Origin of the sequence: Haloferula helveola (assembly GCF_037076345.1) — a bacterium.
GTDB lineage: Bacteria > Verrucomicrobiota > Verrucomicrobiia > Verrucomicrobiales > Akkermansiaceae > Haloferula > Haloferula helveola.
Window position 1 is genome coordinate 4,916,629 of sequence record NZ_AP024702.1, and the last position, 23,478, is coordinate 4,940,106.

At 63.2% G+C, this 23,478-nt stretch carries 13 protein-coding genes; 6 read left to right on the forward strand and 7 right to left on the reverse strand.

The features are described from left to right. Positions 1-91: 91 nt before the first annotated feature. Together HAHE_RS18650 and HAHE_RS18655 are read right to left on the reverse strand one after the other, a co-directional pair. Complete coding sequence (locus HAHE_RS18650; RefSeq protein ID WP_338686598.1) at positions 92-3,661, reverse strand: sulfatase-like hydrolase/transferase; 3,570 nt, start codon at positions 3,659-3,661, stop codon at positions 92-94. Positions 3,662-3,780: 119 nt separating this feature from the next. After that, positions 3,781-5,397: a hypothetical protein gene (locus tag HAHE_RS18655; RefSeq protein WP_338686599.1), complete on the reverse strand. Its 1,617-nt coding sequence runs from the start codon at positions 5,395-5,397 to the stop codon at positions 3,781-3,783. Positions 5,398-5,698: 301 nt separating this feature from the next. On the opposite strand from HAHE_RS18655, the gene HAHE_RS18660 reads away from it, so the two are divergent. Both HAHE_RS18660 and HAHE_RS18665 read left to right on the forward strand, forming a co-directional pair. Beyond that, positions 5,699-6,400 carry a type II secretion system protein gene (locus HAHE_RS18660; protein ID WP_338686600.1) on the forward strand — a complete coding sequence of 234 codons (702 nt, stop codon included), beginning with the start codon at positions 5,699-5,701 and terminating at the stop codon, positions 6,398-6,400. A 35-nt stretch (positions 6,401-6,435) separates the two neighbouring features. After that, a complete protein-coding gene (locus HAHE_RS18665) occupies positions 6,436-8,904 on the forward strand; it encodes a GH36-type glycosyl hydrolase domain-containing protein (protein ID WP_338686602.1) in 2,469 nt (822 codons plus the stop codon). Positions 8,905-8,923: 19 nt separating this feature from the next. On the opposite strand, the gene HAHE_RS18670 is transcribed toward HAHE_RS18665, so the two are convergent. The 3 genes from HAHE_RS18670 to eda all read right to left on the reverse strand — a co-directional run bounded on the left by HAHE_RS18670 (position 8,924) and on the right by eda (position 11,973). Then, positions 8,924-9,700, reverse strand: coding sequence for a sialate O-acetylesterase (locus HAHE_RS18670; protein WP_338686603.1), 777 nt, complete (start codon positions 9,698-9,700; stop codon positions 8,924-8,926). 5 nt (positions 9,701-9,705) lie between these two features. After that, positions 9,706-11,253: a pyridoxal-phosphate dependent enzyme gene (locus tag HAHE_RS18675; RefSeq protein ID WP_338686604.1), complete on the reverse strand. Its 1,548-nt coding sequence runs from the start codon at positions 11,251-11,253 to the stop codon at positions 9,706-9,708. A 96-nt stretch (positions 11,254-11,349) separates the two neighbouring features. Next, positions 11,350-11,973, reverse strand: coding sequence for a bifunctional 4-hydroxy-2-oxoglutarate aldolase/2-dehydro-3-deoxy-phosphogluconate aldolase (gene eda, locus HAHE_RS18680; RefSeq protein WP_338686605.1), 624 nt, complete (start codon positions 11,971-11,973; stop codon positions 11,350-11,352). Positions 11,974-12,127: 154 nt separating this feature from the next. Here eda and HAHE_RS18685 point away from each other — a divergent pair, with 154 nt between their 5' ends. The 3 genes from HAHE_RS18685 to tpiA are packed head-to-tail and all read left to right on the forward strand — an operon-like array spanning position 12,128 to position 16,294. Beyond that, positions 12,128-14,254 (forward strand): PP2C family protein-serine/threonine phosphatase, encoded by a 2,127-nt coding sequence (locus tag HAHE_RS18685; RefSeq protein ID WP_338686606.1) that lies wholly within the window; start codon positions 12,128-12,130, stop codon positions 14,252-14,254. Between the two features lie 33 nt (positions 14,255-14,287). Beyond that, positions 14,288-15,484, forward strand: a complete 1,197-nt coding sequence (locus tag HAHE_RS18690) for a phosphoglycerate kinase (protein WP_338686607.1) — start codon at positions 14,288-14,290, stop codon at positions 15,482-15,484. Positions 15,485-15,526: 42 nt separating this feature from the next. Further along, the gene (gene tpiA / locus HAHE_RS18695) at positions 15,527-16,294 is read left to right on the forward strand and encodes a triose-phosphate isomerase (protein ID WP_338686608.1); all 768 of its coding nucleotides are present in this window, start codon (positions 15,527-15,529) and stop codon (positions 16,292-16,294) included. A 1-nt stretch (position 16,295) separates the two neighbouring features. On the opposite strand, the gene HAHE_RS18700 is transcribed toward tpiA, so the two are convergent. Then, positions 16,296-16,490 carry a hypothetical protein gene (locus tag HAHE_RS18700; protein ID WP_338686609.1) on the reverse strand — a complete coding sequence of 65 codons (195 nt, stop codon included), beginning with the start codon at positions 16,488-16,490 and terminating at the stop codon, positions 16,296-16,298. A gap of 584 nt (positions 16,491-17,074) precedes the next feature. Here HAHE_RS18700 and HAHE_RS18705 point away from each other — a divergent pair. Then, a complete protein-coding gene (locus tag HAHE_RS18705; RefSeq protein WP_338686610.1) occupies positions 17,075-21,058 on the forward strand; it encodes a beta strand repeat-containing protein in 3,984 nt (1,327 codons plus the stop codon). Positions 21,059-21,256: 198 nt separating this feature from the next. Here the strand turns inward: HAHE_RS18705 and HAHE_RS18710 are convergent, their stop codons facing one another. Then, positions 21,257-23,467: a serine/threonine-protein kinase gene (locus tag HAHE_RS18710; RefSeq protein ID WP_338686611.1), complete on the reverse strand. Its 2,211-nt coding sequence runs from the start codon at positions 23,465-23,467 to the stop codon at positions 21,257-21,259. Between the last annotated feature and the right edge of the window lie 11 nt (positions 23,468-23,478).

The window sequence follows — 23,478 nt, forward strand, 5'->3', positions numbered from 1 at the left end:
TCCGAGAGTGAACGATTGGCTCACCGGTTCAATTGGATGCAGGGACGAAAACTCGTGCCGAAACGCTGCAAATGCGCCCGTTGCGGGGGAGTCATTCGGCTCCCACCCGACCGAATCCCACGCCGCCTGCAGGGAGCGGGACTTCGACCAAGACGCCGGCGGGTGTGAGGATCTCGACCGGTGCCAGAGAAGACCAATCACTGAGGTCGAGCGTTCGTTCGACGAAGTAGCGGATGGCCGCGGTATCCCGGACCGGAGTGAAGCGGACGACCGGTCCGGATCCGGAATCGCCAGCCGTGACCGGCGACGGATGAGCGGCGCAAGTCGGTGGACAGCCGAGCGCGAACTCGAGGAAATTGGTGAGCCCGTCACGATCGGCGTCATCGTCCGGTGCGGTCAGGAGGCTGCCGTTCCACGGCTGGCCGGTCGACCATTGCTCGTAGAGGCTGAGGTCGCCGGTCAGACGGCGCACCGTGACGCGGTCGATCAGCATCGTGTCGCCCGCCCCCCAGTTGGCCGCATCCTGCTGACCTTGGAACCGGGTGAGCGAGAGTCCCCCCGTTGCGGCCGGATCGGCGTCCAGAAGCGGAAGGGTGATCGTGCTGCCGCCTCCGATCGTAAGCGATCCGCTCCATTTCCGGGTGTCGAGATTCAGCACGGCCTCGATCAGGAGGTCATTGACCTGATTCACCGCTCCGCCGCCTTGGTCGAAGTCGTAGAGACGCTCGTTGCTGGATCCGATACGGTTCTCCAGTACCAAGGTGCCGCCGGCCTTGCGAAGCCGGATGTTTCCGAAGTCGGTGCCAAGGTCGTCGCGCAGCGAAAAACCGACGACCGTGCCATTGTTCGAGTTCGTGAAGTCGATCGAGTCGACTTGGATTTCCAGTGCGAAGCTACCCGTGGTGAACGGGCTTCCGGGAAACGGAGTGCTGGTGCGGAAGTGATTGGTCGAGTCCTGCTGGAGGAGCAGCTGCCCTGATCCGTTGGTAGCGACTTTGTCGGATGTGGTTCCGGTGAATGCCGTGCCGTTGGTGCTCACGCAGCTCTCGAGTTGTGTTCCTGCGACGTCATCAAAGTTCCACTCCTCGACGACTTCGTCGGCGGGTGCGATGGGAAGGATGAAGGTCACCGTTGCTGTGTCGGATTGCGAGGCCCCGTCGGTGACTGTGTAGCTCATCGTCAGACCACCGATGAAATCACCGGGAGCCTCGAAAGTAATCGTGGAACCGTTGGTGGTGACGGTGCCGCTTGCGGGCGGCGTGATCGAAGTGATCTCAAGCGAGCCATCGCCGAAGTCATTGCGAAGGGGGGTGAACTCGCGGACCTCTCCCGGCAGCACAGTGATCGTGTCGTCTGCCGCGACGAGCGCCGGACTCAACGCGCCGGTGGCGAGGGTCAGGATCTCGTTCCCGGTGTTGGTGACCCCGTTGTTGTTGCTGCCGTCGGAGAAAAGCCCGCTGGGATCGATCGTCCAGCCGTTCCATCCTCCGAGGTTTTCGCTTTCGACCCGGTATTTGTATTTCTCGCCGTCGATCGAAGTGAAGTTCGCATCGACATGGCTGGTCTGTCCGACCGGGACATAGGCGATTTCACGATACGAATCGCTGCCACCATTGAGTGCCCGTTCGTCGGGGCCGGATCGATAGATTACCGAGTGGGTCGCATTGGTTGCGTTGACGGTCCAGGACAACTCGATCGCATGATCGGAAAGCTGGTTGAGCGAGAGGCCCGAAGGTGCGGCGTCGGGTGGCGTCGGCAGAGCGCCGATCACCGCGTTGTCGACCAGCACCTCCTGCTCGCTGCGCCACGAGTTGCTGCCCGGTTTCGGCATCTTCGTGCCGGCGTCGAGGACCTTGGCATACAATGTGTCGAGCATCTCGGCCGCGAGGTCGGGCCGGGATCCGGAGAGGTCGTTGCGTTCGTAGACGTCGGCCGCGAGATGGTAGAGTTCCACCCGGCGCTGGTTCATGAAGTAGAGCAGCTTGTAGTCGCCCTTGCGGTAGGCCCCGAGGGCCGGATTGGCGGTTCCGGTGGAGGCGTTGGTGAAGAAGTGGTGGATGTCGGGACGTGCCGAGCGCCCGGATTGTCCGGCGGCGAGCATGAAGCTTTCCGAGTCCCGTGCTTCGGCCGGTTGCTGGCCCGCACCGGTGATGTCCGCGAAGGTCGCCCAGAAGTCAGCGCCGTGCACGAATGCCTTCGAGACTCCGGGAGAGGTCACGCCAGGATAGTGGACGATCAAAGGGATCTTGAGGCCGCCTTCATAGACCCATGTCTTGCCCTGACGGAGCGGGTAGTTCGATGTCGGATAGTTGGAGTAGCTGTTCGAGAAGTCACCGGTGTTGACGGCGTCCGTCGCGTCGTTTTCGAGCTCCTTCGAAGGATTGGCTCCAGTCCCGAAGCCGTGGGTCGATTTGCCGCCGTGGTCGGAGGAAACGACCAGCACCGTGGTGTCGGACAGCATCAGTCCCGGGTTCCGGGGGTCGGGAGTCGCGGCGAGATGGGCACGAAGCGCTGCGAGGCTGTCGTCGTAGCTCTTCATCATCGCGGCATAGACGCGGTTGTCCTGCACGATGCGGGTGGCCGATGAGTAGTCGCGGATCAAACCGGTGCCGCCCGGGTGGCTCGCGAGTTCAGCAGCCATGGACGCTTTTTTGGTGGTGAAATGGTCGATGTCGCTTTGCTTCGCCTCCGCAGGCGTGTGCACCGCGTAGTGGGCGAGGGTGACGAAGAACGGTTCGGTCGGGTGACTGGTGACGCTGTCATCGATGAAGTCGATCGCCTCGCCGGTCAGTCGGTCGGTCAGGTATTCGTCGGCGCTGGCAGCCGGAATGTTCAGACCCTTGCCGGAGCCCTGGTTATAGACCGGATCCGAAAGCGTCTCGTAGAGCAGGGTGCCGGGGTCGGGGAAGTAGGAGAGGCCGTTGGTCGGATTGGAGGATGGGGCGCCGGCATGGCCGGCGGCGATCGCCACATCGAAGCCTTGCTCCGCCGGGCCGCGGGCCGGGCTGTCGTCGCTCTGGCCGAGGTGATACTTGCCGATGTAGCAGGTCCGGTAGCCCGCTCCCTGCGCGGCTTCTCCGTACGTCACGGATGTCTCGGGAATGCCGCCACCTGTTTCGAGCACATCGGGATTCCAATCGTAGGTGCCGGTGAGCAATGACCTGCGCGCGACGACGCAGCGGGGCCCGGAGCAGTAGGCGTTGTCGATGACCAGCGACTGAGCGATCAGCGAGTCGAGGGCCGGGGTTTCGTGGATCGTAGGTCCATCGATGGCCGGGTTGCGGAGCCCGACAATGTCCTTCGCGCCCATGTCGTCCGCGAAGAAGAACAGGATGTTCATCCGGATGGTGGTGGTCGCGCTTCCGAGATTCAGCGGGGTCGATTCTGCTCCGCCGTCCAACGTGGTGACCTCGTAAGAGTAGGAGGTCTCGCTGGTAAGACCACGGTCGTAGTAGTGCGTGGTGTCGGCGGGCAGATCGGCAACCGGGGAGCCGTTCCGGTAGACGCGGAATCCGGTTTCAGCTGTGGTTGTGTCCGTCCAGGCAAGGGCGATGGTCGAGGGACCTGCGGGAGTGGCGGCGCCATCGATCGGTGGGTCGATCGCCAGCAGGCTGGGGACCAGACACGGCAGCAGGAGGGTTTTTGGGAAGCGGAGCGTCATGGGTTTGGGCTGCGCATGCGAAGGGATGCGAGGAGGGATTCGGACGGAAAGACCGGCATCTTGGGGATGCCGGTCTTTTACTAGGTATGGTTGGGCACCCGGAGGGAGCCCCTCCTTGGTTACGGAGTCGTGTTGAGACGGTAGAAGTTGCTGTCGGGGCCGATGGTGATCGTGAGCTCGTAGTTGGGCCCGTTGATGACCGGGCTTCCTACGACTTCCGACCACGGGTCGGTGCCGCCGAGGTCGGTGGACTCCTGAAGTACGGCGCTTCCCGGAGTGGTTGTCGGCCAGACCAAGGTAATCTCGCCCGCTCCGGGGCCGGACTGAACGGAGAGGCTGAGTTCGGCCGGAGTGTCGGAGAGCTCGCTGATGGTCAGGTAGTCGATCGCGATCTGGTCGGTCGCGCCCCAGTCGTTGGTGTTGGTGTTTGCGGCCGTCCGGATGATGTCGAACTCAAGCCCGGTGGCTGCCATCGGAATGCCGGACCAGCATCCTCCGAGGTCGCCGGCGAGCTGCCACGAGACACTGAAGGTATCGGTGTCCATGTCGGCGATGACCGAGACCGTGAGATCCGTGAGGGTGGTGGTGCCGAAGTCGACGAGGTTGGTATTGGTAGTTCCGACACGATGCTGGAGCCGCAGGGTTCCGTTCTGCTTGTGAAGCCGGACCGTGAACAGGTCGGTGTTGCCGTCATCGCGTATTCCGAATCCGACATTGGCTCCTGTGAGGTCACCTGTGGAAAGGTCAGCCGACGAGACATGCCAGTCCATCTGGAAGCGTCCGGTACCTTGATCGGGATTGGTGATCCCGCCATTGCGGAAGATGTTGTCTCCGGTGTCGATGCCTTGGGTAAATACAAGGTCGCCGCTGGAGGTCACGGCATTGTCCGCATTACCGCCCAAGTTGGCGGCTCCCGCGTCGTTCTGGGCGTGGCCGAGACTCTGGGAGTCGATATCGAACTGCCAGTCCTCGATGGCGGTCGTCGACGGTGCGGCCGAAGCAACGTAATTGGAAAGCGTCAGGAATTCCACCTGCACCGAATCGGTAGCGCCCCAGTCGGTCGCGTTGGTGCTGGCATACATCCGCAGGCGCTCCATATTCAGACTCGGCAGGTCCATCGGGATATTGGTTTGGCAGCGGGTGCCTTCGCCATCCGGAGTCCACTCGACGTCGTAGGTGTCGGTATCAAGATCGAGGATCACCCGCACGGACAAGGGGCCGGCAAGGCTGGTCACTCCGAAGTCCTCAAGATCCGTGTTGGTCCCCGTGTTCGAGTCCCGGCGTTGAAGTCGGAGTGTACCGCTTTGCTTCTGGAGCCGGACGTTGAGAAGGTCCGTGTTGGCGAGGTTGCGGATCGTGAAACCGACGTTGGCACCGGTCAGGTCTCCCGTGCTCAGGTCGGCAGCGGTGTAGGTGAAGGCCAGTTCGAACTTTCCGGTGGATTGGGCAGTCGTGAGGTCGCTGTTCCGGAACAGGCTGTTGGTGGATTCGTCCGTCTCCGCGGTCTCCGGGTCATCCACGCTGACGGTGAAGTCGAGGTTGCCGTTGCCGTCGGTCACGACGTTAGGAACATCGCCGCCCCAGGCTGCCGAGCCGACCGAGTTGATAAGGCCGGAAAGCTGGGTGTCGGCGGCTTCGTCAAATTGCCAATCTTCGATGGCGGCTCCGAGGTTGGTTGCCCCGAGCTGGGTTGCCGCCAGAACGGCGATGCACGGGAAGATCTGTTGGATTTTCATGGGTTGTCTGAGGTTTCGTTCGACCAAGATTCGGGTTTGATCGTGGTCAGAGGACACCTCCTCACGGGTTTGTTCAAGATGTCGACGGTGTGAAAATCAGTGACTAAACACTGAAATAGCGCCCTCTGACTGGATTCGGTCACGACTCAATCGGCGCGGAGCCTGATGCTGCCGGGATTGGCGAGAGTGCACGATTCATGTGGTGCGCAAACACAGCCAAAAGCGGTCGAAAATCGCTGCACCATGACCTTGTGCGAGCGCTGGTGTCGGGGGAGTTTCCGGTCAACCCATCAGCAAACCCATGAAACACCGATTTTCACGCCGCCCGGCGTCCTCAGGCTTCACGCTCATCGAACTGCTCGTCGTCATCGTGATCGTTGCCGCGCTGTCGTCACTCGTTTTCGTAGTCGCAAGGCGCGGTCTGGAGAAAGCCCGTGCGGCAACCTGCGCATCGAATCTCCGGCAGGTCGGCATGCTGATGAATGGCTACGCGTCGGAGAACTTCGGGCAGTATCCGCACGGTGGGCCTCCCGACGGGTGGATCGATCGGCTCTGCGTCGAGATGGTGTCCGGTTATCCCGAGAATGGAGGCAACGCTGAGAAGCAGACCTATTTCGAAAGCGGCGGCGGGGAGATCTTCAACTGCCCATCCGACAAGGATGGTCGGAAGAATCTCCACAAGAGCTATCTCGCCAATCCACGGGTGGTCGGAATGAAGACCGGCGACGGCGATTGGCTGGGCAACGGCGCCTTCTCTCCGCAACGCCAGCAGGCGCTGAAGTATCCCGCGCGCACCTTCCTCGTTATCGAGGACTGGGGCCGGAACTCGAAACTGTGGAAGGGCAACGGCCTGCGCTACGAGGGTGATATCAAGAAGGATGCCGAGAGACCGTGCCATGGCGATGGGCGGCACTTCCTCTATGTTGACGGTCACGTCGAATTCATGACCCAGGACCCCGGCGCCGAAGGCGACGGCTTCGACATCTATTACAAGGGTGAGTGAGCGGCAGCGGACGACGACTCGGTTCTTCCGGATTCATGAAATACGGCTTCTTTGACAACGATCGGCGCGAGTATGTGATTACCGATCCGCGCACTCCCACGAAGTGGGTCAACTATGTCGGCTGCCTCGCTTTCGGGGGAATCGTCGACCACACCGGCGGTGCGTTGCTTTGTGCCGGTGACCCGGGTCTGAACCGGATCACGAAGTACATCCCGCAGATGCCGGCGTCGGAGTTCAAGGGCACGACGCTCTACCTCCGCGTTCGGGATGGCGACGAGGTTTCGGTGATCAGTCCGTTCTTCACGCCATGCCTTGATCCGTGCGACTCGTACGAGTGCCGCGTCGGGCTTTCGTATCAGAAGATCACCACCGAGATCGCCGGTATCCGGACCGAGGTCACGATCTTCATCCCGGCGGGTGAGGCGGTCGAACTGCGCGACATCCGCGTGACGAACCTGCGTGGCCGTCCGGTCGAAATCGAGATCGTACCGGTGGTCGAATACAGCCACTTCGACGCGCTCAAGCAACTGACCAATGCCGATTGGGTTCCGCAGACGATGATGAGCGAAAAGCTCTCGCTGAAATACGGGCGGATGGCGCTGCTGCAGTATCCTTTCCTGCGCAAGGACGATGCCGTGAACTTCCTTTCCGCAAGCCGTCCGGTGAATTCGTTCGAGAGTGATCGGAAAGCGTTTCTCGGTGACAACGAATACGGCACGTGGGCCTGTCCCGGTGCTTTGGCGGAGGGCGGACGTTTGTCGAATTGCGAGGCGCGTCGGGGCGACAACATCGGCGCGCTGGCGATCGGCATGGGATCCGTCGCTTCGGGAGACGAGGTCCGGACGGTGACCATGCTTGGTCAGGACCGGCGCGAGCGGATTCCCTTCGTGGTCGAGAAATACAGTGATCCGGCTGAAGTGGATGCCGCGTTCGGTCGGCTCGCGGACTTCTGGCAAGAGAACCTCTCAGTGTTCCAGTGCGAGACACCGGACGCCGAGTTCGATGCGATGGTGAACATCCACAATCCGCGGCAGTGCTACATGACCATGAACTGGTCGCGCTACCTGTCGCTCTACCAACTCGGCATCGGCACGCGTGGCATCGGGTTCCGCGACAGCTCCCAGGATGTGATGGGCGGGATGGCCGGTGCTCCGTCCGAGGCGAAGGAGTTGCTGAGGAAGCTGCTCAGCATCCAGAAGCCGGACGGTTCCGCGATGCACCAGTTTTACCCGGCGACCATGCACGCCGATTGCGGCGATGCCGAGGAGGAGAAAGAGAAGGGCAAGCTGGTCTACGGTGATGACCATTTATGGATCGTTTCGGCCGTGTGCGCGTTTCTCAAGGAGACGGGCGACTACGGATTCCTCGATGAGGAAATCAGCTTTTACGAAGGTGCCATCCCGATCGATGAACGGGAGGGCGGGAGCGTGTTCGATCACCTCCAGCGTGCCCTAGAATGGACGAAGCGGAACGTCGGTCGCCACGGGATTCCGCTTCTCGGCTACGCCGATTGGAATGACACCGTGAATCTTCCCGGAGATGCGGAGAGTCTGTTTAACGCCTGTCTCTACGGTGTCGGCCTACGTGAGCTGACCGACCTTTGCCGATTCCTTGGGAAACGCGACTTGGTTGCCCGCTACGAGTCCGATCACGCCGAAATGGGCGCGCGCGTGAACGGCGTCGGCTGGGATGGGGAGTGGTATGTCCGTTACTTCATGGAGTCCGGCGAGGTCCTCGGCTCGAGCGACAACGCCCACGGTGCGATCTACACCAACGCCCAGTCGTGGGCCGTGCTGGCCGGCTTCGCTCCCGACGAGCGTGCGCTGAGCGCCCTTGATGCGGTCAACGAACGTCTCAACACCCGCTTCGGGATCAAGCTGAGCGGGCCCGGGTATAACGCCTACGATCCGGAGATCGGAGGGGTGACGACGTATCCGCCCGGAGCCAAGGAGAATGGTGGCATCTTCCTCCATTCGAATCCTTGGGTGATGATCGCGGAAACCATGCTCGGACGTGGGGACCGGGCGTTCGAATACTACTCGCAGATCAATCCGGCGAAGCGTAACGACGACATCGACCTGTTCGAGGTCGAGCCCTACTGCTATCCGCAGAACATCCTAGGGGACGAGCATCCGCAGTTCGGGCTCGGTCGCAACAGTTGGCTGTCGGGTACGGCTTCGTGGACCTATCAGGCCGCGACGCGTTTCATCCTTGGGGTGCGTCCGGCGCACGACGGGCTGGTGATCGATCCGTGCATTCCGTCCGCGTGGGACGGATTCTCGGTGACCCGCAAAGTACGGGGAGCGACGTATCACATCCGGGTGTCGAATCCCGGCCGGGTCAACTCGGGTGTCGTCGGCCTGGCGATCGATGGAAAGCAGCTCGACGGAACGTGTGTGCCGTACTTCACCTCCGGTGAGCACGAGATCGAGGTGACACTCGGCGAGTTCGGAGCGGTTCGGGAACCCGGCAGTACCCATTCGTCCGAGATGGCTGTCCGTTAGTCTCTCCCATTGGCATCGGCTAGCGCGCGATTTGCAGATAGGCGCCGGCCAGCCGTTTGCCGTGCTCGGCGAGGGCTTTCGGCGTCAGGTGGGTGCCGTCGGCCTTCTTGAGGTGGTGCATCGTCGTGAAGACGATCTTCGGATCCGATTCCGCAAGCGACTTCTGGGTTTCGACAATGATCGGCCGGCGGACGACGAACTTGTGCTGCTCATCGACGCCGAGCACGACGGGAAGCCGGCGGTTTCCCGCGACGTTCCTGCGGAAGTCGTTGAGGAGCACGGTGAGGTTCTCCCGATAGCGCGCGGCGCTGCCGGCATCCATGGCATCGGACTCACCCTGGATCCATATCATCCCGCCGAACACGAGCCGGTGGCCGCTCTTGCGGAACGCTCGGCCGGCCTTCGCGAGCTCGCGCACCATTTCGTCGTAGAGACCTCCCTGGCCGGGGCGCTTCCACCGGCCTTCGAGTTGGGTTCCCCCGAGAGCGAACTTGAAGATCGCCGGTCGCCGGCCATTCGCGACGAGCTCGCGGGCGAAAGTGATTTCCGGCCCGAAATGCCCGCGCTTGAAGAGTCCTTGTTGCGGCCCGAGTCCGAGCCACTTGCCGCCTGACGATCCGACTCCCGGTGAGGCGTAGTACATCGGGATCGAGCTATCGATTTCCGGAGGGCCCTTCGGATAGCGGCACGCGTCGCCCTTCCATCCTTGGGCGTTGCTCTGGCCGGCGACAATGACCAGCTCGTAGTCCGCTGCGGTGAGCGGGGAGATCAGGAGAAAGAGAATCAGCCACTTCATGGCGATCATTCCGGCCGCCCGGTGAGGCGCGCGGCGGAGTCGGAAGGCAAAGGTTCGCACAGGCGGTAGCCATCGCCGTGGGGTGGCAGCTCTGCAACAAATTCTTCCCGGAGTTGCTCGCTGGCGAAGTCGAGGCCGATCAGTGCCCGGCCGATGCGTTCGCCCGACTGACGGTAGTTGAAGTAGCAGAGGTTGGCGCGGTCGCGCACCCGTTGGTCGAGGAAGTCGTGGAGGGCGCCCGAGCGTTCGTAAAAGTCGAGCCGGAGGAACAGCGGGTGGGCGAGCAGGTCGGAGCGCAGCGGAATCGCCCGGAACCGGACGTCGATCGCTCCGGCAAGGTCGGTCCATTCAAAGTCGCCCTTGTCCAAGCGCCCGTCGAGCCCAGCCAAGGTCTCCGGATCTTCGGAGCTGACGGTGAAGATCGGCCATGCGGCGTCGTCATCGACCTTGCCATACTGGAAGTCGGTGATCGTGAGTCCGGCAAAACAGGTATCGAGGAGCTGCAGCATTGTCCCGGGACGCTCGGGGATCCGGACCCGGATCGTTCTGGTCCGCATGTTGGCGGCGCCCTCGGAAGCGGCGATGTGCCCGAGTTGCAGGAAGTCGACATTGGCTCCGCAGAGGATCACCAGCACGCGCTTGCCGGCAAGTTGCTCACGGCACTTCAGCGCGGCGGCGAGTCCCATCGCGCCCGACGGTTCGGATACGCAGCGCAGGCCCTCCCAAAGGCACCGAATGGCGCGGATCACTTCGGCATTGGTGACGGTCTCGACTCGGTCGAGATGCTGTTTGCAGATCTCGAAAGGCAGGCTGCCGGCCTGCCGCACCGCCGTGCCGTCGCAAAAGATGTCCAGCTGGGCGAGGGGGGTCGGCTCGCCGGATTCGATCGCGAGTTTCATCGATGCCTGACCTTCTCCCTCCACGCCGATCAGCTGGATGTCGGGCCAGTAGGTGCGCAGCCACTCGGCGACGCCCGCAGCCATGCCTCCTCCGCCGATCTGCAGAAACGCGACGTCAAACGGCCCGTGGCCGGAAAGAACGACTTCGTCCGCCAGTGTCCCCTGGCCGGCCATCACCTGGAGGTCGTCGTAGGCGTGCACATAGACGGCGCCCGTGCTTTCGGCATCGTCCTTCGCCCCCGACACGGCCTCGTCGTAGCTGTCTCCCGAGAGAATGATCTGAACCAGGTCACCGCCGAGTTTGCGTACTGCATCCTGTTTCACCCGGGGCGTTGAGCGAGGCATGTAGATCCGGGCCTGGATGCCGAGCTGGCGGGCGGCGAGGGCGACCCCCTGCGCGTGGTTGCCGGCCGATGCGGTGACGACGCCCGAAGCGCGCTCGTCATCAGTGAGCACCGCCATCCGGTTGCAGGCGCCCCGCCACTTGTAGGCCTTGATTGGCGATAGGTCCTCGCGCTTGACCCAGATATCAAGCTCCGGGAGTTCCAGTCGCTCGAGCGGCGTCGGCTGCGCGAAATGGTAGACCCGTTCGCGGGCGAACAGGATCTCCTGCCGCAGGCGGCGGTCGAGGGGCAGGGAGGCGTCGCGATCCATCCCGGGAATCCTGCCTCCTCCGGGCTTCCGGCGGAAGTCCGATGTGCGGGTTTTCGGAATCGCCGTCGACCTACGATGCTCCCCGTAAGACGGTAATCAGCTCGCCGCGGCGAGCGCTTCCTTGGTCAGACGGGTGATCTCGTCCCACTTGCCTTCGGCCACGAGTTTCTTGTCGACCATCCACGAACCGCCGATGGCGGCGACCACCGGCAGGGCGAGGTAGTCGGCGAGGTTGGCGGAGCTGATGCCCCCGGTCGGGATGAATTTCACGCCGGTGTGGGCGTAGGGTCCGGCGAGCGCTTTCAGCATGCCCGGGCCGCCGGCGGCACCGGCGGGGAAGAATTTCAGCAGCTTGCAGTCGAGCGAAAGCGCGGCCTCGATGTCACTCGGGGTCATCACGCCGGGCGAGAATTCGAGCCCCGCCGCACGAGCCGTTTTGATCACCTCCGGGTTGAGGCCGGGAGCAAGGCCGAAGACCGCGCCGGCGTCCTTGGCACGCTGCGCCTGCTCGGGGGTCAGAAGTGTGCCGGCGCCAACCAGAACCTCCGGAAAGGAAGTAGCAATGCTTCGGATCGATTCCTCGGCGGCGGCGGTGCGGAAGGTGATCTCCATGATGTCGAGGCCTCCGGCCAGAAGGGCCTCCGCGAGCGGGGCGGCGGACTCGGCGTCATCGAGCACGACGACAGGGACAATGCGCTTGGCGAGGATGCGATCGATCATGCGGGGAAGATGCAGGCCTCAGGCCGAACGGGTCAATCTGTATGACAGATTTCCATGTCTTACGTGGGGCCGGTGTTTCGCCGCGGACTCCTGCCACCGGCTCCGCGCAGACTTCTTCTGGTCTTGTCTCCATCGCGCCGGTTAGGCTGTCAGGGTGAATCCCCTCAAACCCGGATTGCGCGGCAAGTTCATCGTCGCGCTGCTCGTGGCCGCGTTGCTGCCTCTGGTGGTCGGGGTGGTGGTCCTCCAGACGGTGGGTTTCAAGCACATGCTCGCCGAGCGGGGTAGAGCCCACGGGGCGGAGGCGCACGCACTCGCGGAGGACATGGATCACATGGTGGTCGGGGAGGCCGGCAAGCTGCGGACGTGGATCTCGGCGGGCGACGCCGTGCAGGAACTGGCGATCGAGAAGTCGGCTGAGGCCGAGGCGGATCCGGCTGAGGCCGACAAGGAGTTGGTGGAACTGGAGAAGGCGTGGCCATCGCTGGAGCCCGGAGATCCGGAACTGGAATCGGTGATCTCGAATGTCGCGGCGGAGCGCCTGGTGGAGTTCATCGAGACCAACCCTTCGACCGCCGAGTTGATCGTCGCGGACACGGTGGGACGCCTCATCGCGGCGTCGCGGAAGACGAGCGACTTTGATCAGTCGGACGAGATTTGGTGGAAGGAAGGTGTCCGGCTGAAGGAAGGCGAGTTCCGGGCGGACGTGCTTCACTTCGACGAGAGTGCCGGAGTGCACTCGATCGATCTCGTGTTCTCACTCCAAGGTCCCGACCGACAGCCGGTTGGCGTGGTGAAGATGGTCATCGAGGTCTCACCTCTCTTCGCCACCGTGGGAGTCGGTGCGGAAGCGGAGAAGATCGAGGTGATTCTCCCCGACGGAGTCGTGATCTCACGACCGCTCGACCGAAAGGAGGGCTCCGCTCTGGTCTTCGATCACGACTCGATGCTGACCTTGCTGGTGGGGCGCTGCGGATGGACGACCCTGAAGGACACCAATGGCGACCTGTGGATGACCGGGTTCGCCGCGATCGAGTCGTCGCTCGAGGACAAGCGGCACGCCGATCCCGGGGGCTATGTGATTTTCGCTTCGCGGCGGTCGAGCGTGGTCGCTCCGGTGAGGGCCCAGCTCGGCTGGGTGGCCTTGGCGGCCGGCTTTGGGGTGCTCGTTTGTGGGGGGCTCGGCTACGTGCTGATCGACCGCCAGATCCTGCGTCCGATGAATTTGCTCGGCGACGCGGCCCGCGCCGTGGCCGATACCGCGCGGCTGCATCGGGCCGATCCGCTCGATGGTCCTCCGACCGATCCCGAGAAAGCGCTGCTCAACATCGAGTCCATCCGCACCGGCGACGAGATCGAGGCGCTTGCGAAAGACGTGGGGGTGATGACTTCCCGGGTGCTGCGCTACCAGCGCGAACTCGAGGCCGAGGTGGAGTCGAAGACTTCGGTGATCCGCGAGGATCTGGAAATGGCCCGCGAGTTCCAGACGGCGCTGTTGCCGTCGGCCTATCCGGAGTCGCCGGCGGGATCCGATTTTCCGCTGCGTCTCGGTTTCGCCCACTTCTATCAGCCGGCGAGCACGGTGGGTGGCGACTTCTTTGATCTGATCGAACTCGAAGACGGGCGGGTCGGTGTGCTGATCGCGGATGTGATGGGCCATGGTTCGCGCTCCGCTCTCGTCACCGCCATCCTCCGGGCGCTGGTCGGTAACCACGGTTCAGCTCTCGGCAATCCGGGCGAGTTCCTCGGCACCTTGAATGAAGGTCTGCACGAAGTGATCGCGAGGAGCGGACAGACGCTGTTTGTCACCGCATTCCTCATGGTTCTGGATCCGGCGAAGTCGGAAATGAGCTGGGCGGTGGCCGGGCATCCGTCACCGCTGAAGGCGCGTCGGGGAAATGGCCGGCTGCCGAAGCCGCTGTGGACGTCGCCCCAGCACCAGCCGCCCCTCGGCTTGGTCGCGGGAACCGAATACGTGTCGCATCGCGAGGAACTCGACGCGGGCGATGTGTTCCTGCTCTACACCGACGGCCTGATCGAGGCCGAGGACCGGAGTGGCGAGGCGTTCGGGCCGGAGCGGTTGGCGAGTGCCTTCGACCAGGCACTCGACGGTCCCTTGGCGGCGATGCCGGCCCAGATTGTCGGAACTGCTTCCGGCTTCCGGAAAGTCTACCAATACGAGGACGATGTGTGCCTGGTCGCGGTCGAGGCGCGGGTCAACCGGTCGGCTCCGGCGTCCCACCCCGAGGTGTTGACGGGAAGCGCATCAAGCGGTGCTTGACTAAAAGCCAGCGGTCATGCGGCACTGCCGTCCATGGCCAAACTCTCCATCCGCGGTCTCGATGTCCAGGGCAAGGAAGTCCTGATGCGTGTCGATTTCAACGTGCCCCTCAAGGACGGCGCGATCACCGATGACACCCGCATCCAGGCGGCGCTGCCGTCGATCCGTCAGCTGATGGAAGGCGGCGCGAAGCTGGTGCTCTGCTCGCACCTCGGACGTCCGAAAGGTCAGGCTGATCCCCAGTACTCGCTGGCTCCGGCTGCGGTGCGTTTGGGAGAACTGCTCGGCTGCGAAGTCAAGCTGGCTCCGGATTGCATTGGTGACGAAGTCGCCGCATTGCGGTCGGGCCTCGAGTCCGGCCAGGTGCTGCTTCTCGAGAACACCCGTTTCCATTCCGAGGAAACGGCCAACGACGCGGCCTTCGCCGAGCAACTTGCCGGCAGTGCCGAGATCTTCGTCAACGACGCGTTCGGCACGGCGCACCGCGCGCATGCCTCGACCGAAGGCGTCACGCATCATGTCACGAAGAGCGCCATGGGATTCCTGATGGAGCGCGAGCTCGAGTATCTCGTCGACAAGCTCCGCGACCCGGAGCGTCCGTTCCTCGTCATCATGGGCGGCGCCAAGGTCTCCGACAAAATCGAGGTGATCAATGCGCTCATGGAAAAGGCCGACGCGTTCATCATCGGCGGTGCCATGGCCTACACGTTCCGCAAGGCGCAGGGCTACGAGGTCGGCAAGAGCCTGGTCGAGAACGACAAGCTCGACCTCGCGCTGGATATTCTCAAGAACGCCGAAGAGAAGGGGACCAAGTTCCTTCTGCCGGCCGACACTCGCATCACGCAGGAGTTCAAGGACGGTGCCGAGACCCAGGTCACCGCGCCCTACTCCGAAGGCGGCGCGATCCCGGCCGACTGGGAAGGCATCGACATCGGCGACAAGGCGATCGAGGAGTTCGCCGAAGCGGTGAAGGCGTCGAAGACCATCGTCTGGAACGGCCCGATGGGCGTGTTCGAGATCGGTAGTTTCGCGATCGGGACCAAGGCGATCGCCGAGGCGGTGGCCGAAACCGATGGCGTCACGATTGTCGGCGGCGGTGACTCGGTGACCGCGGTCAACAAGTTCGGTCTTGAGGACAAGATGACCTTCATTTCCACCGGCGGCGGCGCGTCGCTCGAACTTCTCGAAGGCAAGGAACTGCCCGGGGTTGCCGCCCTCTCGGAAGCCTGACCCGGTCCCGGCCCGCAATCTGCTCACCCCACCCGACAAGCCATGCAACGCAAACCGATTTTCGCCGCGAACTGGAAGATGAACAAGGGGCCCTCGGAGACCGAGGACTTCGGCAAATCGTTCCTTCCCAAGGTCCAGCACAAGACCTTCCCGAGCGACATCGTGATCGCTCCGCCGTATGTCTCTCTGGCCAAGGCGAGCGAGCTGTTCGGCAATGTTTCCTCCGTGGCGCTCGCCGCCCAGAACTGCTCGCAGTTCGATTCGGGAGCCTACACCGGCGAGGTCAGCCCGATGATGCTCAAGGAATTCTACGTGCACTACGTGATCCTCGGGCACAGTGAGCGACGCTCGATCTATGGCGAGACCGACGAGGTCATCAACGCCAAGGTGCTTAAGGCCCGCGAGGTGAACCTGCGTCCGATCTTCTGCATTGGTGAGACGCTGGAAGAGCGTGAAGGCGGCAAGCTTGAGGAGGTGCTGCGCCGCCAGGTGACCGTCGGATTGAAAGACGTCACCGAGAAGGATCTGATCGACACCGTCATCGCCTACGAGCCCGTCTGGGCGATCGGCACCGGGGTCACGGCATCGGCTGAGCAAGCCCAGGAGGCGCACGCATTCGTCCGCTCGCTGATTGGCGAGCAGTTCGGTGCCGATGCTGCCGCGCGCATCCGAATCCAGTACGGCGGAAGCGTGAAGCCGGGCAATGCTGCCGAACTGATGGCCTGCACCGACATTGATGGTGCACTCATCGGCGGAGCATCTCTCGAGCCGTCGAGCTTCCTCTCGATTATCGAGAACGGCACCGCCTGAGTCAGCGGCTCAGCAGGATCGCCGCAACCGCGACTGCGGCGATGACCGCGAGTATCAGCGCGATCAGGTAAGCTCCCCAGTTGGAGCGACCTCTACCGTGGCGATGCGGCTCGGCTTTTGCCGCGGGCGCTTGGCGTGAACTTGCGGCAAACTTGCGCGCCAAGTCGTCGAGGTGGTTGTTGGGGTCGTGTTTCAAAAGGGGAACGAAACGTGAACACCGCGCAGAGTGCACGGTGCACGATTGCTTGCAAGCGCCCAGATTTGCCAAGTTGGACATCGTTGGTCTTGGTCTCGTATGACGAAGAGGTCACAGGGCTCTAGACGGGTCCGTGCCGAGTTTTCAAAAGGTGAGGATTGGGGATGGGGCGGTCCTGACGGGCGCTGACGACCGAAATTGGTGAAGCAGCAATTCTGTTTCGTTCGCGGGAATTGGGGTGGCCGCTAAGGGCCGGTGAATCAAGGGATTCGGGGTGGGTGACCGCCGGGAGTGCAGGGGCATTGGACGGATCGCCGGGACGGGTTGTGTGAAGTCCGGAAAACTTTTTTTGCGCATCCGTGTCGGGTTTCGCGACGGATCCGTGTGTTTCAGGACAAGGCGGGTCGATCCCATTCATCCGCTCCAACCCAATCGGGGGATTTGAACCCCCCAACAGACCCAAAACCCGAATCCCCAGCGCAAAGCGAACCCCTGCGTGCATTCCTCCCGAGCCTTGCCGGAGCAGCTCCCTCCGTCGAGCGGCCCAAGGCCCGGCAAACCTCTCTGAATCCAACAATAGCCCAATGAAACCGAACGCCACGAAGCCCAACCTTTTCGAAGGTTCCCCGCTGACACCGCTCGCCGCGATTTCCCTCGCGGCGTTTGCTACGCCCTTGGCCCAAGCGGCTGCCCCTCCGATCACTTGGGTCGGCGGCACCACTGGAGTCGAGCAGGACTGGAACACGATCGCCAACTGGAGCGGTGACCCGACGGGTCAGTCCATCGGCGTCGATATCGCCACCGGCAACACGCCAATCATCACCGCGACCCCGACCTTCACTCCGGTCGACATCCTCGTGGGTCAGGGCGGAAACTCGGGTAAGCTCGACCACAGCGCGGGCGATCTCGCCACGGGCACCGGCAACTGGGCCTTCATCGGTCTCGATGCGGGCAGCGTCGGCACCTACAACATCACCGGCACGGCAAACTTCAGTGCCTCGCGTGTGATGCTCGGTGCGGCCGGTCAGGGCACGATGACCGTCAACACCTCGGGAGTCGTCGATATCTACGGCGCGAACCCCGGCGGCTGGTGGGAGCAGGACAACTTCGACATGGGCCGTGACTTCGGCAGCTCCGCCACGCTCAATATGCAGGCGGGCACCTTCAATTCCGCGAACGGAACGATGTGGCTCGGCTGCTTCGGTGGTAGCGCCACGCTGAACCAGTCGGGTGGCACCATGAACCTCGGCGGTATCGAACTCGGTCGCTTCGGCGACGGCGATCCTGCCCACGTGACGACCGGTATCGCCAACATCACCGGCGGTATCCTGAATTTCGACAACATCGTGGCTGTCGGTGCGGGTGGTGCGGCGGACGTCGTTTCCGGTGCCATCAACGTGACCAACGCCACGGTGAACTGCGAAAACGACCTGCGCGTCGGTTCGGGCGGTGGAGCAGGCAGCTCCGGCGTCATGAACGTCAATAACGGTGCGACGGTCAGCGTCGGCACCGCGACCCAGCGCTGGTTGATCGTCGGAACCTACGACGGCATCGACGGTACGCTCAACGTCAACACGGGCGGCACGGTGAACCTGAATGCAGGCACCGACCTCGTGACCGGACCTTGGGGTAACGGCGGCGCACGCCTGATCAACATCAACGGCGGCCAGATCATCGGTGGTGACAACACCTTCGTGGACTTCGGCTACGATAACGCCGGCTCCAACGCCCTCACCGTCCAAAATGGCGGTCTGCTTGAGTTTGCGGGTATCTTTGGCGGTGGCAGCACCGACAAGACCGTCAATCTCGATGATGCGACTCTTCGCGCCACGTTGGACAACCCGAACTTCATCAACTTCACGGGATCCGGAACCGAAACCGTGAATGTCTTCGCGGGCGGTGTGACGATCGACACCAACACCCTCACCCTCGGGGTGCAGGACGCGCTGCTTGAAGATGCGGTTTCGACCGGTGGTGGCCTCGACGTCATCGGGGAAGGTATCCTTCGTCTCTACGGAGCTCACACCTTCACCGGCGCGACGACCGTTGCCGGCTACACCCGCCTCGGTGGTAGCGGCTCGTTCGCGGGTCCGATGGTGCTGAGCGACGACGCCGAATTCGACTTCGTCAACGGAGCCGCGACCGATGTGCTCGAACTGCAGAACGGTCTGTCGCTCGCGACCTGGAACTACATGACCTTCGAGGTCGGCAGCGCTTCCGCTGACCAGGTTTCGATCACCGGTGGCACCTACACCGCTCCGGGCAACACCGTCACCATCGATCTCGAGGTGGTCGGAACGCTCGGTCTCGGCACCCGCACGCTGATCAGCGGCGCGACCGGCATCGACGTCAACGACTTCTCGGTCTCCAGCTCGGCTCCGACCGGATACGACTGGGAACTCCAGGTCGCCGGCGATGAGCTGCAACTGGTGATCACCTCGCTCGCTCCCGCCACCGCCTTCTGGAAGGGCGGCGAAGATGCCTACTGGGATTCTCCGGACGGCGCGGGCTTCAACTGGGCCACCGATGACACCGGCGCGAGCAGCACCGTTGTGGCACCGGATGTCCCGACCGACGTGGTCTTCTCGGCCGATGGCGCCGCCAACGAAGCCACGATCCTCGGCTCGGACTTCGAGATCAAGAGCCTCGCCTTCGATGCTTCGGCTGGCAACGTGACGATCGGCGCTGATGCTGCCGAAGTCCTCACGGTGACCTCCGGCATCACCAACGGTTCGGCCAACGAGCAGATCTTCAACGCAGGAGTGATGCTCGCGGGTGACCAGTCGCTCGATGCCGCTGCCAACCTCACCTTCAACGGTGCGACCGATTCGACCGGTGTCCTCACCAAGATCGGTGCGGGAACCGCGACCTTCGGCGCCTACACCGCCGACGCCTACGTCGCGGTGAACGAAGGCTCGGCTGTCTTCAACGGTGCCACCACGCTGTTTGGCGACATCGGTATCGCTGACGGAGTCGGCAACGCTGGTGCGCTTACAGTGACCCCGACCGGCAGCATCTCGATGCCCGGACGGTTCTTCTTCGCCGGCCGCAACCAAGGTAACGGCTCGGTGACCGTCGACGGCGGTTCGATCAGCGCGGATGGCATCCGCGTCGCATCGAGCGCCTGGACCGGCGCGCTGACCCAAGGTCAGATCGATATCATCAACGGTGGTTCGATCACGACGAGCGGAACCTTCATGGTTCAGGACGGCAACGGCTTCGACGAGCAGAACCAAGGCACGGTCAACGTGACCAACGGCACCGTGACTTCGGAAGGCGATCTGATCATCGCCCACGCCGGTAACAACACCGCGCTGGGAACGATGAACGTCGGATCCAACGGTGTGGTCAACGTGGCCTCCGCCACCTACCGCTGGCTGATCCTCGGCCGCTACGACGGTGCCAAGGGTATCCTCAACGTCGGCAACGGCGGTGTGGTCAACGTCAACGCAGGAACCGACATGAAGATGGCGCTCAACGGCGGTAGCCACGAAGTGACCGTCGACGGCGGCATGATCAACGGCTCCGGTGGTGTCATCGAAGCTGGAACCGGCACGATCACCATCCGCAACGGCGGCGAGGTCAAGGGCTTCGCGCTTGATGCCTGGAACGGAAGCACCGTGATCGAAAGCGGTGGTGTCCTCGAAGCTCGCTGGATCGCCACGGGCGGTTCGGGAACGGTCTCCGTCGACGGCGGAACGCTCCGCGCCAGCGTGAGCGACCCGAACTTCCTCAACTTCTGGGGTGGCGCCTCGACATCGCTGACCATCAACGGCGGCGGTATGACGATCGATTCGAACGGCTTCGACATCGGTTCGCTCAAGGGACTCCTCGGTGGCACCGGCAACGGCGGCCTGACCAAGGCCGGGGCCGGCACCTTCACGATGAACGGTGTCAGCACCTTCACCGGCAACACCACGGTCAACGGCGGCACGCTTGCGATCAACGGCACCTCGCTGTCCGACACCGCCACGCTCTTCATCAACACCGGAGCGGTGGTCAACGTGACCGGCACCGAAGTGGTGGCCGCTCTCGACTTCGGCAGCGGGCCGGTTGCGGCCGGCACCTACGGTGCGACCGGTTCGGGCGCGGACAACATCGACGACGTCCACTTCACCGGTGCCGGTGTGGTCAGCGTGGTCGCGGTCAGTGGTTCCCCGTATGACGCATGGTCCGGTGGCGAAGCCTTCGAGGACGACAAGAACGGTGACTCGGTCCCGAACGGACTCGCCTTCCTCCTCGGTGCTACCAGCCCGGATGAGAACGCCCTCGGCCTTCTCCCGACTGCGACCAGCACCGGTGGCGGCGGACTGGTCCTGAACTTCAGCATGCTGAATGCCGCAGCCCGCGGTGCCGCGACCCTGAGCGTCGAGCACAGCAGCGACCTCGGCGTCCTCGATGCCTGGACCACGGTCCTCGTTCCCGAAGTCAGCGGCGGTCCGACCAGCGGAGTGACCTTCGTGATCACCCCGAACGGCGACCTCAACGACGTCCAAGCGACGATCGGTTCGGCCCAAGCTGCCGACGGCCGCCTGTTCGGTCGCCTCTTCGGAGAGACCGGCGAGTAATCGTGCGACTTCCAACTCCTGCCGTCGCGCATGCGGCGGCAGGGGTTTCACTCTCGCGGACTCCCGATCCGTGCATGGGTTTCGCACGGATCGAGAAAAAGTGAGCCCTTTGGCCGGAGCAGGTGCATCTGCTCCGGCCTTTTCGTGTACCGGCGCAGGCAATTGGAGGATGTCCCGTCCCCGGTCAGTGGCGGAGTTTCAGGAGTCGGTGCTTTCGGGATCGTCTCCCATCAGCTTCTCCGCCTCTTCGCAGAGGATGCGGGCATTGTACCAGTCGAACCAGTAGCCACCCTCCTCGGTCCAGTGGATGTAGTCGCCTTCGAAATGTTCGTCGACCGCCCGGCGGGCTGATGAGAGCTCCGCGTAGCCCTCCTTCTCGCGTCCACTGCGGTAGAGAGCCATCGCGAGCACGGCACGAAGTGAAGCATCTCGCGAGTGGCTGATATTCGGGTGCTGCAAGCCGCGGCGGGCCCAGCTTTCGGCCAGCGCGAATTCCCCGTTGCGGTAGGCTCCGAGAGTGAGGCTCAGCATTTGCCACGCCTCCATGACCTCCTGCTGAAGGTCCTCGCGGCTCCAGGGAAGATTCGAGTCGAGAAGCTTGAGCATCGGATTCAAACGCTCCAGCAAGTCAGGATCGGGTGGGATGATGAGGCAGGTCTTGAGGATCTCGTCGACGGTGAACGGGTGGGTGGCATCCGAGAAACGGGTTGCCGCCATTTGTCGGAGTTCCTCGTAGTGTTCGAGATCTCCGGCTGCCACCAGCGCGGCCGAGGCCGCGACAAAGTGGATGGAGATCGACTCCGAGTTCGACTTGTCGACGGTCGAGAGCGACTGCGCCACGGCGGCGAAGCGCTTCGCCGCTTCTTCCAACCGTCCCTGCGGCAACAGCCATTCGCCGACCGCGCGGAAGGTGTCCGCGGCTTCGAGGGAGTTCGGAACGTTGCTGAGTTCGATGTCCTCGACCAGAGCGTTGGCTTCCTCGAGCCGGTTGTCGCGGATCCACACGGCCGCCTGGGACACGGCCTCGCCGGCTTCCGCCCGTTTCCGGAGCTCGGCCTCGAGTGCCCGCGCCCGATTGGAGGCTTCCGTGAGCCGCTCTTGCTCCTTCTTTGCCTCCGCTTCAGCAAAAAACAGCCAGGTGGATACTCCGAAGCCACCGGCAAGGGCGACAACGGCCACCGTGCCGACCGCGAAGACGACCTTGTTGCGCTGGACCAGCTTGCGGAGCCGGTAGCCGCGATTGCCTTTGCTGGCGGTGATGGGTTCGTGGTTGAGGTACCGGGAAAGCTCCGCAGCCAGTTCGTTGGCCGTCGCATACCGGTCCTGACGGTTCACCTGCATCGCCTTCATCACGATCGCGTCGAGATCCCCACGCAGGGTCTTGAGCAGTTTGGCGGGCTCGATCCGGCGCGTGGTCGAAATCTCCTCCAGCGCTTCGGGCGGAAGTGCCTTGAGCGACTCGGAAGGGCTGAGGACGGACTCGCGCCGGAGCATGCGGCCGAGTTTGTCGCGGTCGAAGGGCTCGAATCTCTTCGGATCCCGCGGAGTCGATCCGGTGAGGAGTTCGTAGAGAACCACGCCTAGGCTGTAGATGTCGCTGCGAGAGTCGATGTCGAGGCCGCGTCCGTCGACCTGCTCAAGGCTCATGTAGGCCGGAGTTCCGATCGACAGGAACGCCGAGGGGGTGGGTTGGTTCGCAAACTCGCCCTCCATTGCTTTCGCGATCCCGAAGTCGATGACCTTCGGTGTCGCGGCGCCATCGAGCATCGTGATCAGGATGTTCGACGGTTTGATGTCGCAATGAATGATGCCTTTCTGGTGGGCGTGCTGGATTGCCTTGCAGACCGCGATGAACATCCGGATGCGTTCGGTGAGGCCGATCCGGTTCTCGTCGCAGAACTTCGTGATCCATGTTCCGTCCACCAGTTGCATCACGAAGAACGGGCGGCCTGAGGCGGTGGATCCGGCGTCGAGCACCCGTGCGATGTTCGGGTGGTCCATCAGCGCCAGCGTCTGGCGCTCCATTTCGAAACGGGAAATGATATGCTCGGTGTCGATTCCCGGGCGCACGATCTTCAGCGCGACCTTGCGCCGGACCGGTTCGGTCTGCTCGGCGAAGTAAACCACTCCGAAGCCGCCGTCGCCGACCCGGTCAATGATCCGGTAACGGCCAATGCGGGTATCGAGCTCCTCCGAGTCGTCCGACTTTTCAGGGGTGCTTGGTTTCTTTTCCTCGGGCTTCGCGTCGAAGTACGACTCCGCTTCGGTCTGGATTTTGAAAAGCGACTCGATCCGCTCGCGCATCGCCGGGTCATCCTTGCAGGCTCCGTCGAGCAAGGCTTGGATGTCGGCCTCGTCCTCAAGTCCGGAGACCGCGAGAAACAGGGCCTTTTCGTAGGCGCGATCCATGAGGGGCGACG

Coding starts and splice junctions, on each gene's coding strand:
- tpiA (WP_338686608.1), top strand. CDS start 15,527: ATGCAACGCAAACCGATTTTCGCCGCGAACTGGAAGATGAACAAGGGG.
- HAHE_RS18655 (WP_338686599.1), bottom strand. CDS start 5,397: ATGAAAATCCAACAGATCTTCCCGTGCATCGCCGTTCTGGCGGCAACC.
- HAHE_RS18660 (WP_338686600.1), top strand. CDS start 5,699: ATGAAACACCGATTTTCACGCCGCCCGGCGTCCTCAGGCTTCACGCTC.
- HAHE_RS18670 (WP_338686603.1), bottom strand. CDS start 9,700: ATGAAGTGGCTGATTCTCTTTCTCCTGATCTCCCCGCTCACCGCAGCG.
- HAHE_RS18675 (WP_338686604.1), bottom strand. CDS start 11,253: ATGGATCGCGACGCCTCCCTGCCCCTCGACCGCCGCCTGCGGCAGGAG.
- HAHE_RS18690 (WP_338686607.1), top strand. CDS start 14,288: ATGGCCAAACTCTCCATCCGCGGTCTCGATGTCCAGGGCAAGGAAGTC.
- eda (WP_338686605.1), bottom strand. CDS start 11,973: ATGATCGATCGCATCCTCGCCAAGCGCATTGTCCCTGTCGTCGTGCTC.
- HAHE_RS18665 (WP_338686602.1), top strand. CDS start 6,436: ATGAAATACGGCTTCTTTGACAACGATCGGCGCGAGTATGTGATTACC.
- HAHE_RS18710 (WP_338686611.1), bottom strand. CDS start 23,467: ATGGATCGCGCCTACGAAAAGGCCCTGTTTCTCGCGGTCTCCGGACTT.
- HAHE_RS18705 (WP_338686610.1), top strand. CDS start 17,075: ATGAAACCGAACGCCACGAAGCCCAACCTTTTCGAAGGTTCCCCGCTG.
- HAHE_RS18650 (WP_338686598.1), bottom strand. CDS start 3,661: ATGACGCTCCGCTTCCCAAAAACCCTCCTGCTGCCGTGTCTGGTCCCC.